Below are 14,239 nucleotides of genomic sequence, written 5' to 3'. Positions count from 1 at the left end.
CGAACGCCTCCCCTTTGGCCGCTCATGCGGCCCTTTTTTATCAAGTGCTGGCCGGTGCCAGTGGCAGGTTGAAACAAATCCGGGCGCCCTGCTCGCTATCCTGGACCACCAGCGTCCCGCCGTGCGCGCCGATCACCGACCTGCAGATGGCCAGGCCCATTCCCATGCCGCTGCCTTTGGTGGTGTAGAACGCATCGAAGATCTGCTCGCGCTGGTGCGCGTCAATTCCGGGCCCGTTGTCCTGGAAGCAGACCTGGACATGAGCGTCCTTCACCGCTGAGCCGATGATGATGCGTCCATTGGGCAACCCTGCTCCGGCGATGGCCTCCAGCGCATTGGTGATCAGGTTGAACACCACCTGCTGGATCTGTACCGCGTCGACCGACACCGGGCATTGCGCATCGAGCCGGGTTTCCAGGCGCACGTTGCGGTTCGCCAGGTCGGTGGCAGTCAGGCGCACGACCTCACCGATCAAGTGATCGATTTGCATCGGCAACCGTTGCAACGGCGTCTGTTTGGCGAGTGCGCGCAGCGCCTGGACAATGTCGGCGGCGCGGGCGCTGTCCGAGCGAATGTCTTCCAGCCCCTGAATCGCCTCTTCCAGATCGGGCTGATCACGCTTGAGCCAGCGCAGGCTGGCCGAGGCATTGGACACGATGCCCAGCAGCGGCTGGCTGATTTCATGGGCAATCGAAGCAGAAAGCTCACCCATGACCTTGAGGTGCGAGCTACGCGCCAGCTCCGCGCGGGAACTGCGCAAGTCCGCTTCCATCTGCGCGCGTAGCTGGTTGTCCTCGACCAGCTGTTCATATAGCTTGGCGGTTTGCAGTGACACCGCGGCCTGAGAGGCGAGAATTTCCAGCATGGTCAGGCGCTGGGCGCTGAATAGCTTGGGGACCAGGCAGTTTTCCAGATAGACCAGGCCGATCAACGTGCCTTGTTTGAGCAACGGCAGGCATAACACCGACCGCACCTGGCGCTGTTGCAGATCGGCGCTGTAGGCCTCGGGACAATCGGCCCGGGCATCGTCGAGCACCAGGGTCGTGCGCGTGCGCATCGTGGCGTTGAGCACCGAGGCCGGCGCCATCTGTTCGAGCGGTTGCCCGGCGTCCAGAGCGACCCGTACATTGCCGGCTTCGACCGAAGCCGTCGCCGCCAGTTGCAGTTCGGCGCCGCTGACCATCATCAGCACGCCATTGTCGGCACCGGCCTGAATCATCAAGTGATTCATCAGGGTTTCGACCAGTCGTTCGAGCAGAACCTCCTGCGACAGTGCACGCGCCGCTTCGATCCCCACTTCAAGATCGAGGCGGACCTGGGTCACAGGCCGGATCGGCTCGAACGACGGCTCCGCACTCAGAAACGGGTGCAAGGTTTCCAATTGACGCGCCTTGCCTTCGGCGCCCCACAGGTTGTAGCAGTCGCGCGCGACACGCAGGTGGTGGCTGGCACCCGACACCAGCCCGTTGGGTAGGCAGATATCGGCCAGCTGTTCATGGGCCAGCGCCTGCTCATGGATGAAACCGGCCGCCGCCGCCGCGATCTGCGACTGATCGAAACAGCGGATAGCTACCAGTTCCTGACCGCGCAAACGGGCGATGACTCCCTCGATCAGCAGCAATTTGTTGCGGAAGGTTGTCGGATTGAGTTCGACCCACGGCAGGAACCGCTGGCGTTGCCGCTCGAGTTTTTCCAGTTTTTCCGCCACCTCGCCCGGCGCTTGCATGCTGCCCAGCGCCAGGCTGTAGAACAGGTGGTAATCGGCGAGATTGATATGCGCCGGAATGGACCAGGCCAGCGCGGCGGCTTCTTCGAAACGTCGCAATGCGTAAGGGATATCGCCGAAATAAAACGCTGACATGCCTGAATACAGCCAGGACCAGAACAGCGTCGGCTGCGACACACGGGTACGGTCGATGGGGCCGAAACGGTCATGTTCGATGCCATCCAGTTCGTCCAACGGCCGATGCAGGCGCCCGTCGCGCAGATCGGTGGCGAATGCCTGTTGCGCCAGCAGGATGCGCTCGATATCGATGTAATGAAATTGCTGCACCCACGCCAACCCATGCTCCAGTTCGTTCAACACCCCTTGCAAGGGTTCGCCCATGAACAGCAGGTCGGAACCGATGTGGTTGCAGGCGTAACAGGACATGCCCAGGTCGCCGCCGGCCTGGCCGCACTCGAATGCGGCGAACGCCTTCTGTCGAGCGTACGCCATCGGTCGGGTCCACGGGCTGACCTGATCGAGCGCCACCAACGTGCCTGTGCGCCCTGCTTCGTAGCCGTGCTTGTCGGTGAGTTCAAGCGCCACTTCGGCGAAGGCCTGCCCGTCCACATATTCGCCATAGCGCTCGGCAATCATCACGCCAAACCAGGCAAAACCGTAACCGCTGCTTGGCGTGGTGCCATGCAGCAGTGTGAGTTCGACCATTTTCGCCAAATGCAGAAAACGAATGTCGTCGTCGACGAAGAACGAAGAAATCAACGTACTGAGCAACTCCATGGCCGCTTCGACAGACGGGTCTTCGGCCTTCGGCAAATGCACCAGATCGGCGATGCGGCGTGCGCCGACAAGCTCACGAACCTGGGTAAATGCCAGGGTCAAATCGTTCTGTGAGGGCCTGCGCTGAAGGGGAATATCCAGCAAGGCCAGACCGTTCAGCGCCTCGGTGATCGCCCCCTCGTAATCGGAGTGCAGCGTGCGCAAGGTGGCCCGTAACCGATAGGTCTTCGCGCGGTCGAGCACTGTGGTGGCGTGGGTCAGGCAATCGTCGAGGCGGCGCTGGGCGCCTTCCAGATCGGCCAGGAGCATGTCGCACTCGGCAGCCAGCCATTGGGTGGCAAACGTCTGGCTGTAGAGGCTCGACCAACCTGTCTGGTCGAGCAGACTCTCGGCCGTGCGAAGATAGCCCACGGCCTGCTCGACAGCGGCGGTGTCCCGGGCGCGTTCGGCGGCTTCGACCAACAGCTCGACGAACGCGGCGCGGCGATGCGCCTCCAGTTCATCGGCGTCAATGCGCTGGACCTGACTGGCGACTTCGAACACACGCTCATGGATCTGCTCGCCCCAATGATCAAGCATGGTGCCAGCGATACGCGCATGCTCGGCGGCGCGTCCCGCTGGCGCCGCAAGCTGACAGGCCGCCTCAAGCACACGGTCATGGGGAAACACCAGTTGCTCGCGCTCACGCAGCAGAAAACCTGCATCGACCAGGCTTTGCACATCATGGGTGATCTGTTGCGGCTCACACGGCAACAGCCGATGCAGCAGTGATTCATCACAGCGCCCGCCGACGAAGCCGGCCGTGCGCAGCACTTCGCGTTCCATCGGTGACAGGCGTTCGAGTCGCAGTACCATCAAGTCCGCGACGTTGTCGGCGTAGCGATAACCGTCCACCTCCTGTTGATTCCAGACCCAGCGGCGACCCTGCACATCAAAGCGCACCAGACATTCATCGATCAATGCGCGCAACACCTGGCTGACGAATAGAGGATTGCCGGCCGTCTTGTAATGCACGACTTGCGCGAGCGCCTCAATCTCCTTGGGGTCGGCGTCCAGTTCAGCGGCGATCAGCTCCGCGACCGCGGGCACCGACAATGGCCCCAGCATGACGCTTGTACAGGGCAACGATTGCTCGCGACCCAGCACCTCCAGCACTCCCCCCTCGCGCTCGAGGGCCTGCGACTCGGCCTCGCGATACGCCAGGATCAACACCAGATGCCGGGGCCGCCGGGCGACGAAGGCCTGTAAAAACGACAGCGTCGAATCGTCCGCCCATTGCACGTCATCCACGAACAGCACCAGGGGGCGTCCCGGCTGAGCGAAGACTTCCAGTACATCGAGAAGGGTCCGGTTGGCGCGATCGAGCGCATGTCGGGCCGGCATGTTCGGCAGCTCAGGCGTGACCCCGATGACCAGCTCGGCCTCGGGCGCCAGCTCCACCAGAAGCCTGCCCCGCCCCTTAAGCCGTTCGACCAGTTGCTCGCCCAGCGTCTGCAACTCCAGAGCCGGCTTGCCCAGCAACTGGGTCATCAGCGACTTGAAGATTTCTGCCAAGGGTGCAAATGGAATTTCCTGCTGCAGCAGATTGCTCTTGCCGCTGGCCCAGTAGCCGGGGGCCAGGGGCCGGACACCCTGATGGATCAGCGTCGACTTGCCGGCGCCCGGCGCGCCACCGACCAGCAGAACCCGGGCAATGCCATCGCCGCCCACCTGATGCATCAGCTCGACCAACTGCGTACGTTCGGCCTCTCGACCAAACAGTACATCGCTGCGGGCCAAGGAAGGCAACGCATCGAAAGCGCCCAGGCGGAACGCGTCGATACGCTCATGTTCCAGCCACTGCTGTTGACACCAGGCCAGATCCGCGGCCATTGATTCGGCACTCTGGTAGCGGGCGCCCGGTTCTTTCGCCAGGCCTTTGAGCAGCACTCGGCAGATGCCTTCCGGTAGATCGGTGACATGAATCGCCGGTGATTGCGGCTGGACAGCGGCGTGCACGTGCAGCCATTGGGACGGGTCGCGGGCGGTGAGCGGCAGTCGGCCGGTCAGTGCCTGATAAAGAATTGTGGTCAGCGCATAGATATCACTGCGCGCATCAAAACTGACGGCATCGCGTCGGACCTGCTCGGGGGCCAGATAAGGCCATTGTTCCAGGCCGGGCAGTTCAACCGCGGGCGCCTCCCCGGCATGGCGGTGAAAATTCAGCAGTCTGACCGAGTCGGCAGCATCCACCACCAAGTGGTGGGGTAGCAGACTGGCATGTCGCACACCCATCTTCTGGACGCTCGCCAACGCGTTGGCCGCGGCTACGGCGATGGTCAACAAGCGCGCCAGTGGCAGCCCTGTGTCACTGATCAAATCAGTCAGCGGCACCCCAGACGCGGGATAGATCAACAAAGGCCCCTCGGCCGAGCGGATGAACGCGACAGGGGCAATCGCCAAGGCCGGATCCAGGCGCAGGTGAAAATCGCGCTCCAGCCGCTGGCATATGACAGGCCGCTGAATCGGCGCCCGGGCGGCGAGCCAGCGTGTGCCCGATGCCCGATCCCGGAGCGTGAACCAGGTCAGGTCGTTTTCCCGGCGCAGTATTGTGAAGGTGCAACGCTCCAGCCAGGCTTCATCGTGTACGACATCGAGACTGTGGGAACCGGATGCTGAGAGAGGGTTGCTGGGCATGAACAATCACCGCTGAAGATTCGTTTCGGGCAGAGCCTGGGAGTATACGCAAGGCTCTGGCCCGCGGGCTGCGTTCGAGCAATCCTGTCCGTCATTGGCACCAGAATGGCAGTTGAGGGCCCCCGTCGCCTGTGGTTTTTGCGCACTGAAATCGCCGCGTGTTATCCCTCGGGATAATTGCATTATGCGAGGCCGTCCCCTAGGGTGCGTTCTCAGTTAGTTTTCCCGTGAAAACTAACTGAGAACGCACCCTAGCGTGTAGCCCTGATGAAACGACGTTCCGGCGTCACTCCCCGTCAACGCAGTGCAGAGGAACGTATGATCCGACTCGGCCAAGCCACTATTTCCCTGGAACGGCGTGAAGCCTTTCTTGATGGACGGCCGCTGCGTGTCGGGGGCCGGGCGTTCGAAATCCTCTCGGTGCTGATGCAGGCCGATGGCCGAATCGTCAGCAAAGATGAATTGATCACACAGGTCTGGCCTGACACCGTCGTCGAGGAAAACAATCTGCAGGTGCAGATTTCCTCGCTGCGCAAGTTGCTCGGAGAAAAAGAGCTCATCCAGACGGTCCCGCGCCGAGGTTACCGATTATTGAAAGAACGTGAACCGCCCCTGCCCCTGTTCCACCCTGCGGCCCCGGGCCCCTTGGCGTCCGAGGATCCGCAGCGGATCGATCCTGACAGCGTGCCGGTGTTCATCGTGGACGATGAAGCCTCCGTGCGCACAGCGTTGAGCCGACTGCTGCGGGCCGAAGGCATCGTGCACCGGATATTCGCCTCGGCCGAAGAATTGCTCAGCGCTGACCTCGACATCGGCCCCGCTTGCTTGTTGCTGGACGTCAGCCTGCCCGAGGCGACAGGCCTGGAACTGCAATCCACACTCGGGCGGCGCGGACTTCCGTGGCCGGTTATTTTCATGACCGGTTTCGGCACCATCCCGATGTCGGTGCAGGCCATGAAAGCGGGAGCGGTCGAGTTCCTGACCAAGCCTTTCAACGACGGCCAGTTGCTGGACATCCTGCGCACCACCCGTCAGCGTGCAGCGACGGCGTTCGAGAAATGGCAACGCACTCAGAGTGCCCGTCAAAGGGCCGCCCTGTTGACCCCCCGCGAACACGAAGTGCTGCCGCTGATCGTCGCGGGTCTGTCCAACAAGCACATCGCCAACCGATTGGGCACCAGTGAAGTCACAGCCAAAGTCCACCGCAAACACATCATGGAGAAGATGCAGACGCGCTCGCTGGTCAGTCTGGTCAGCCTGTATGGCTTGATCAGCGCCGAGCCGGCGTTTGGCACGCAGGGTTCTTCATGACGATCGACACTGGCTGCACCGCCCCCGGATCATCCGGCAGCGTCATGATCATCGTCTGCATCGTGGACGACGATGCGTCCGTGCGCAAAAGCCTGGCCAACCTGCTTCGGTCGGCCGGATACCGCGCCCGGGTATTCGCCTCGGGCGAGGAATTCCTGGCCCTCGAAAACTTCAATGACATCGCCTGTCTGTTGCTGGATTTGAAAATGAACGGCCTGTCAGGGATAGACGTCATGCACGCACTGACGCTCAAGGACAGAAAATTCCCGGTGATTTGCATGTCGGCACATTGGGATGAAGCGATATTGGCTGAATCCAACCGCTATGAGCCCATCGAATGCTTGCGTAAACCGTTCAGCGGCGATGCCTTGCTGAGCGCCGTCGAGTTAGCGCTTCAATGCGAGCGTTGAACAGTCACGTGTTGGACGGCGATTGCGGCGTATCAGGATTGAGTTGCTGACGCCTGAATTGCCCTGGAGGCTGGCCGTGGATCTGGCGGAAGCGTCGCGAAAAATAAGCCTCGTCAGCGAAACCGCACAACCTCGCCACCTCCCCCACCGGCCGCGTTCCATTGAGCAGATAATTGCGCGCCGCGTGCATCCGGCGTTCGAGCACCAGTTCGGTGAAGGTCTTGCCGATTTCCTTGCGCAACCAGTGCGTCAGGTACGTCGGTGACAGGTAGGTCGCGGCAGCAACCTTGATCAGGTTGAGGTCGGGGTCAGCGATGTTCTTGCGCAAATACTCGGACATTCGGCTCAGTGCGTCGCGTCGGCTGACTTCGGCGGCATTCTCTTCGGCCAGCCGTTTGAGCGGTTCGGCATACAGGGCACAGACGCTCCCCACCAATTGCAGCAGCAGGCCCTTGAGGATCTCGCGGGTGCCGAAGTGACGGTTTTCATCGAGCACGCGCATCTGCTCGATCAAGCCACAGACTTTGCTGAAATCCTCATCGGCCAGAATGAAATCCAGATGCTCCTGAAAGCGGAACGGCGACAACTCCGGCGCCAGCAGAATCGAGACTTCCTCGAGGTCCATCGGGTCGCACTGCAAGTGCGGCAGCAGGAAGGTCTGGGAAAAATTGATCACCATGAAATTGCTGTCGGCCGGATGCGGAATCACGTGCACGCGATGCGGCAGGATGAAGGCCAGCGTATTGCGCGGAAACGGACGTTCGACGCTGCCGATGTGCTGCACGGTATCGCCACCGAGGTTGACCTGGATCTGGAAATACTCATGGCGATGCGGGCTGGTTTCGGCGAGCCGGCCCTTTTTGTCGCGAATGTAGAAGTCCGTCAATTCGCTGCGTTGCTGCATGACGTAGGTGGGTACTCGGCTCGGAGACGACATTTCCTGAGGATCCTCGACAGGTACATGGATAGGTTGTCGTCGCGCCGCGACGCAGGCGGCGACCGCGATGATTGTGAAGGCAGACACCGTTGGCTTCAACACGTCATAGGATGACAACAACATACAGAGAGTTAATTGTATCCATGTGTGATGTGTCGTCTGTCCAAAAAACTACGCGCACACAAAAATAATTAATCATTTAAAAACATAGTGTTATTAAACAGATGAGGCAGAACGGTGGAAATGAGCTGATTTGTTTTTTTTTGGACACCTGCATGAATCGCCTTTTTAAGGAGAAAAAACGATCTAACGCCTCCGTTGATTTTGAGAGGTTGTACGACCACTGTGACAGCCAATGCAGCCCGACCCGTCCAAAAACAATCAAAAGGTGCGCCCCCATGAATCCGCTTTTTCCCCTCGCGACCCCTCCCCCGAACGCCTCTGACCGAAGGCGTATCTGAGCGCCTGACAGCGGCTGTCCGCGTCTCTCGCTCACGTAGCAATTGCTCTGCCCCGGCACTGGAGGCAACGGCTTCGGCTGCGCGCAAACATCTCGATTCTGCTAACAATAAAAAGGTCTACTCATGTCGAACTCGCAAACCTCCCCGTCCACCGCGCCGTCGGTGAGCGTCGGCGCCCGGGACGCCGCACTGCCTCAGCGCCTGCCAACGCGCCGGCGCTGGTTCATGCTGTCGTTGCTGCTGATTGCGACCATCATCAACTACATCGACCGCGTGAACATCTCGATTGCCGCACCGTTCATGGCCAAGGATCTGGGCCTGGACAAGATCGAAATGGGCCTGATTTTTTCCGCGTTTGCCTGGACCTACGCACTCGCCTTGGTCCCCGCCGGGTTCATCGCCGATCGCTTCGGTTCCCGGTTCACCTACGGGGTGTCGCTGATCAGTTGGTCGACGGTCACCGTGTGCCAGGGCTTTGCCACAGGATTCGCTTCGCTGTTCGGGCTGCGCCTGGCCGTGGGTGCCATGGAAGCTCCGGCATTTCCGGCCAACAGCCGCGCGGTCACGGTGTGGTTCCCGGCCCGCGAACGGGGCATGGCCAGCAGCATCTACGTGTGCGGCCAGTATCTGGGCACCGCGCTGTTTACCGGCGTGCTGTTATGGCTGGCGACGACCTATGACTGGCGCCATGTGTTCTACAGCACCGGGATTCTAGGGATTGTATTCGGTGTGATCTGGCTGTACCTGTACCGCGATCCGCTGAGCTGCAAGAACGTCAGCCAGGAAGAACTGAAGTACATCGAAGCCGGGGGCGGACTGGTCAAGAGCAGTCAGGAACGCACCAGGTTCAACTGGCGGCAGATCGCCGAGCTGTTCAGCTATCGGCAGATCTGGGCGATTTGCATCGGCAAGTTCGCCAGTACCTCGGCGTTGTACTTTTTCCTGACCTGGTTCCCGACGTACCTGATCGAAGAACGCAAGCTGACCATGATCAAGGCCGGGATCTTCGCGGTGCTGCCGTTCGTGGGCGCAACCGTCGGCATTCTGCTGGCCGGCATCGTCTCCGACTTGCTGATCCGCCGCGGCTATTCGATGTCCTTCGCTCGCAAGTTGCCCTTGGTGGTCGGATCGATGCTGGGTATGTCGATTGTGCTGGTGAATTTCACCGACTCGAACGTGATCTGCATTGCCGTGCTGACCATTGCCTTCTTCGCCCAGGGAATCGCTTCGTCGTCGTGGGCAGCCGTATCGGAAGTCGCGCCCAAGGAGCTGATCGGCCTGACCGGCGGGATCACCAGCCTCGCCGCCAACATCGGCGGGATCGTCACCCCGATCGTGATTGGCGCCATCGTCCACGCGACGGGCTCGTTTGCCTACGCCTTCTGGTTCATTGGCGGCGTGGCGCTGATTGGCACCCTGTCCTATTCGTTGTTGCTCGGTCGCTTGTATCGCATCGAGCTCAAGGCACGCTGAGCCCGGAAAACATGTGCGCAGAAAAGCGTTTTTCTCCAACACGAGGCGGCTTTCGTCCAACTTCGCAAAACGAAGCCGCCGTAGGCTGATGCTTCCAACAGGACCACGACAAAAATGACTATGACCGAATACGTTTTCACTCCGGATTTACCCGTGACCTTGCCAGTTGCCGGCAGCCAGCAGCGTTTCCCCGTTGGCCGGGTATTTTGCGTCGGCCGCAACTACCCTTGGCCAGACACCCAGGGCCAGTCCCGCCAGCCGCCCGTGTTCTTCATGAAGCCGGCGAGCAACGTGGTGGATGCGTTGGGTGAAGTGGCGTTCCCGCCGCTGACCGAAGAGTTTGCCCACGAAATCGAATTGGTCGTCGCCATTGGTGAAGGTGGCGCCAATATTCCGCAGAGTCAGGCGCTGGCCTATGTCTGGGGCTACGCCGCCGGGCTTGACCTGACTCGTCGTGATGTCCAGCGCGCGGCCAAGAGCAATGGCTTGCCGTGGGAAGGTGCCAAGGTGTTCGACGGCGCCGCGCCGATGACCGCCATCGTGCCAGTCACTCGCGCCGGACACCCGGACGGCGATTTGTGGCTGAACGTCAACGGCGAAGAGCGCCAGCGCGACAGCCTCGACAGCCAGATCTGGTCGGTCAGTGAAATCATCAGCCGCATCTCGCAGTCGGTGGCGCTGCGGGCCGGTGACCTGATCATGACCGGCAGCCCGGCAGGCGTCGATGTGCTGCAACCCGGCGACATCATCAACGCCGGGATCGACGGCATCGGCCAACTGGAAATGCGCGTCGGTCAGCGACCTTGAACCCGGCACACGCCCTCGTGAATTGAAAAAGGAGATAACAACATGAACAGTCCTTTGAAAGTGGCCCTGGTGACCGGCGCCGGTAGCGGAATCGGCCGCGCCGTGGCGCTGGCCCTGATGGCCGACGGATTCACCCTGGTATTGGCCGGGCGCCGGCCGGAGCCGTTGCAGACATTGGTCGAATTGGCGCTCAGCGAGGGACACGAAGCCTTGGCGGTGCCCACTGATGTGCGCGATCCGGCCAGTGTCGATGCGCTGTTTGCAACCATTGCCGAGGTATACGGACGCCTCGACGTGGTGTTCAACAACGCCGGGGTCAACGCCCCCGCCGTGCCGCTGGATGAGCTGACGTTCGAGCAGTGGCGCAACGTGATCGACACCAACCTCAACGGCGTTTTCCTCTGCGCCCGTGGAGCCTTCGCACTGATGCGCCGGCAACAGCCACAGGGCGGACGCATCATCAACAACGGCTCGATCTCGGCCCATACCCCACGCCCGTTCAGCAGCGCCTACACCGCCAGCAAACACGCGGTGTTGGGACTGACCAAATCCCTGGCCCTGGACGGGCGCGAATTCAACATCGCCTGCAGCCAGATCGACATCGGCAACGCCCTCACCGAGATGTCGGTGCGCATGACCAAAGGCGTGCGCCAGGCCAACGGCACCATCGCCGTGGAGCCGATGGTGGACGTCAAGCATGTGGCCGATGCCGTGCGCTACATCGCCGGTCTGCCGCTGGAGGCGAACGTCTTGAACATGACCGTCATGGCCAGCGCCATGCCGTTTGCCGGTCGCGGTTGAACCGGCCTTTTTATTGCGCTACACGAGGTTTACATGAAGCCAGAAGTCTTGCAGCTCAGCCCGATCCTGATCCCCGAAATCAACGCGCGGCTCGATGAGTTGTTTACCGTCAGACGTTACTTCCAGCAGGCCGACAAGCCGGCTTATTTGCAGGCGCACGGCGCGAACATTCGCGGGGTGATCACCGGCGGCCATACCGGTATCAGCCAGGCGCTGATGGCGCAGCTACCGAAACTGGAAGTGGTGGCGGTCAACGGCGTCGGCACCGATGCGGTGGACCTGGCTTACGCCAGGGATCGCGGGATTCGCGTGACCGCGACCATTGGCGCGCTCACCGAAGATGTCGCCGACCTGGCCATCGGCTTGTTGATTGCCGTGTGCCGCGGGCTGTGCACCAGTGATCGTTACGTACGTTCGGGGCAGTGGCCGCACAGCCCGACGCCGTTGGCTCCGTTGCCGTTGGCGCGTCAGGTGTCGGGCATGCGCATCGGCATCGTCGGCATGGGCCGGGTCGGCCGTGCCGTGGCGACCCGGGCCGCAGCGTTCGGCTGCCCGATCAGTTACACCGATTTGCAGCCAATGAGCGATGTGAACCACACCTTCGTTGCCGATCTGAAGCAACTCGCGGCCAACAGTGACGCGCTGATTCTCGCCGCCGCTGCCGACAAGGCTGAAGCCATCATCAATGCCGAAGTGCTGCAAGCGTTGGGCACAAGTGGGTATCTGATCAACGTGGCGCGTGGCAAGCTGGTCAACGAGGTCGATCTGGTGGCAGCGCTTGCCGCCGGTGAGATCGCGGGTGCGGCGCTGGATGTGTTTGTCGATGAACCGAACGTGCCCGAGCCACTGTTTGGTAAAGAGAACGTAGTGCTGCAGCCCCATCGCGCGAGTGCGACGCTGCAGACCCGCACGCGGATGGGCGAGATGGTGGTGGCGAGCCTGGTGGACAGTTTCGCCGGGAGAATACCGCAGGGTTCTGTGACTGACTGAAGGGTGGCTACCGAGGGGACCTTGCGTCCCCTCGACGGCTCGATATCAGGTGAACAGATCGACGCCCAACTGGAAGGCGACCCACAGCGCGAGGCCTGTCGCAAACAGCAGCGCGACGTTTTCAAACAGGCTGTTGCGATACTTCTTGTCCAGCAGCGATTTCTGGTTGGACATGATCAGCGGGCCCAGGGAAATGACCGGCATGCCAATGATGTTCAGCGCGCTGACACCGATGGTCAGGGTCACGAAATCCGGCATGCCTGGCAACGACCAGACCAACGGCGTCACAAGGCATCGGTAATCAGCATCGGGACGCGGTGGTCTTGCCTGAAATACTGGCAAACAGCGTCGCGAATACGCCGATGAAGAATACGTACCAACCGATCGGGCCGAAGAAAATTTACAGTGCCTTGCCCAGGTCGCCCAAGGTCTTGAGGAGAGCGCCCTTGGGTAACCAGTATGCGAATAACTCAAGGTTATTCGTTCCTTGAATTGCCGTTGCGACCACAATTGCGGCAGCTGTTACAGCGTTCGCTGGGCGTTAAACAGGCCAAGTGAAGACCTGCCACCTTACCTGTACTTGTGACTCACGTCGTTTGAATAGGTCATAGCGATTACAGCAGGCATCCCCGATGCTTTCGCGTACATCTGTCACGAGCTTGTCCTGCTGAACTGCGGCCACTGCTTCCCAATCGTCTAACGGCAGTATTTCGGTCAGCGGCAACAGCCTTGGCGGTTTTCCAGCATCAATAGGATCACTGACTACATCGGGGGCGGACACAGCACTTGGACTGACAAATGAATCAGCATGCCGCATGCTCGGTAGGGACTGCACTCCTTTGGCAAAATCCTCCCATCAAGCAGGACGGACATTGTCAGCCGAACGCTGCTCCCATGGCGGACAAGGTGACCATGCCTCTACAAGCTTATCGATGAAGAGGCGTACCTTGGGAGACAGGTGTCGCTTGCTCGGGTAGATCACACGGATAGGCTCTGCTGCCTCGACATACTCTGCAAGCAGTTGAACGAGCTTGCCGCTGCGTAGCTCATCGTTAACCACGTAGGACGGAAGCGTCGCAATTCCCAAGCCTGCGATAGTTGCTTGATGCAACGCTTCTGCGCTGTCCATCTGCAGCCGCCCAGCATGAGTGACCGAAACAGGCTGACCTTTCACACGGAAATTCCAGGGAAGCAATCTCCCCCCGCTCACGAAATGCAGGCACTCGTGCGCGGACAGATCTTCGGGTGTTTGAGGCTTTGGATGCTCAGCCAGATACTTGGGCGAAACACAGGTGATCATTTGCTGATAAGCCACCGTGCGCGTGAGCAATCGAGAGTCCTCCTTGGGAGGGCCAATGCGCATGGCTAAGTCGAACCCCTCATCGATCAGGTCTACCAGCCTGTCCGAAAACGTGACGTCGATGCTGAGCGAGGGCCAATCTTTCAAACAGCATTCGATGTGATGAAGAACGTGAAGCCTGCCCAAGGCAACTGGCAGGCTCATCCGCAATCTCCCACTAGGTGTCGAACGACGAAACGCGAGCGCGTCCTCAACATCGTCGAGATCCTGTAAGACCCCAACACATCGCTCATATAGAACCTGACCGTCATCCGTCATGCTCAGGCTGCGGGTTGTGCGGTTGAGTAAACGCACCCGCAATCGGGTCTCTAGCCTGACAATCGACTTACCCACTGCCGAACGGGTAAGACCGAGTTGCTTGGCCGCTGCAGTGAAGCTTCCAGAATTTACTGAACTTACGAAAGCGGCGATGTCGTTCAGGTTATGAATTTCCATACGACCTCAGCTTCTCACGATGGTGGGGCGCCTTTGCACCCGTTATAGGGAACCAAATTCCCTAATAATAAGAAT

The 14,239-nt window shown here is 60.5% G+C and carries 9 protein-coding genes and 1 pseudogene; 6 read left to right on the top strand and 4 right to left on the bottom strand.

Annotation, left to right across the window (positions count from 1 at the left end):
- Window positions 1–40 precede the first annotated feature (40 nt).
- Window positions 41–5,092 carry a trifunctional serine/threonine-protein kinase/ATP-binding protein/sensor histidine kinase gene (locus AC1DWG_RS05970; RefSeq protein WP_477764418.1) on the bottom strand — a complete coding sequence of 1,684 codons (5,052 nt, stop codon included), beginning with the start codon at window positions 5,090–5,092 and terminating at the stop codon, window positions 41–43.
- 405 nt (window positions 5,093–5,497) lie between these two features.
- Between AC1DWG_RS05970 and AC1DWG_RS05965 the strand changes: the two genes are divergently transcribed.
- A complete protein-coding gene (locus AC1DWG_RS05965) occupies window positions 5,498–6,490 on the top strand; it encodes a response regulator (RefSeq protein ID WP_477787474.1) in 993 nt (330 codons plus the stop codon).
- Between the two features lie 44 nt (window positions 6,491–6,534).
- Window positions 6,535–6,900: a response regulator transcription factor gene (locus AC1DWG_RS05960; protein ID WP_477764419.1), complete on the top strand. Its 366-nt coding sequence runs from the start codon at window positions 6,535–6,537 to the stop codon at window positions 6,898–6,900.
- Between the two features lie 4 nt (window positions 6,901–6,904).
- Here AC1DWG_RS05960 and AC1DWG_RS05955 read toward each other — a convergent pair whose 3' ends face one another.
- The gene (locus tag AC1DWG_RS05955; protein ID WP_477764332.1) at window positions 6,905–7,837 is read right to left on the bottom strand and encodes a helix-turn-helix transcriptional regulator; all 933 of its coding nucleotides are present in this window, start codon (window positions 7,835–7,837) and stop codon (window positions 6,905–6,907) included.
- 584 nt (window positions 7,838–8,421) lie between these two features.
- On the opposite strand from AC1DWG_RS05955, the gene AC1DWG_RS05950 reads away from it, so the two are divergent.
- The 4 genes from AC1DWG_RS05950 (at window position 8,422) to AC1DWG_RS05935 (ending at window position 12,369) form a co-directional block, all read left to right on the top strand.
- Window positions 8,422–9,771 carry an MFS transporter gene (locus AC1DWG_RS05950; RefSeq protein WP_477764333.1) on the top strand — a complete coding sequence of 450 codons (1,350 nt, stop codon included), beginning with the start codon at window positions 8,422–8,424 and terminating at the stop codon, window positions 9,769–9,771.
- 114 nt (window positions 9,772–9,885) lie between these two features.
- Complete coding sequence (locus AC1DWG_RS05945; RefSeq protein ID WP_477787473.1) at window positions 9,886–10,578, top strand: fumarylacetoacetate hydrolase family protein; 693 nt, start codon at window positions 9,886–9,888, stop codon at window positions 10,576–10,578.
- 42 nt (window positions 10,579–10,620) lie between these two features.
- Window positions 10,621–11,379, top strand: coding sequence for an SDR family oxidoreductase (locus AC1DWG_RS05940; protein WP_477764335.1), 759 nt, complete (start codon window positions 10,621–10,623; stop codon window positions 11,377–11,379).
- Between the two features lie 33 nt (window positions 11,380–11,412).
- Window positions 11,413–12,369 carry a 2-hydroxyacid dehydrogenase gene (locus AC1DWG_RS05935; RefSeq protein ID WP_477764336.1) on the top strand — a complete coding sequence of 319 codons (957 nt, stop codon included), beginning with the start codon at window positions 11,413–11,415 and terminating at the stop codon, window positions 12,367–12,369.
- A gap of 45 nt (window positions 12,370–12,414) precedes the next feature.
- On the opposite strand, the pseudogene AC1DWG_RS05930 reads toward AC1DWG_RS05935, so the two are convergent.
- Window positions 12,415–12,820: pseudogene (locus tag AC1DWG_RS05930) on the bottom strand (Nramp family divalent metal transporter); the annotation flags it as partial.
- Between the two features lie 405 nt (window positions 12,821–13,225).
- A complete protein-coding gene (locus AC1DWG_RS05925) occupies window positions 13,226–14,164 on the bottom strand; it encodes a LysR family transcriptional regulator (protein ID WP_353740797.1) in 939 nt (312 codons plus the stop codon).
- Window positions 14,165–14,239 lie beyond the last annotated feature (75 nt).

It is taken from the genome of Pseudomonas sp. P4_B3 (assembly GCF_056402295.1).
The sequence above is the reverse complement of the archived record's forward strand: the minus strand, read 5'-3'. Positions and strand labels throughout refer to the sequence as shown.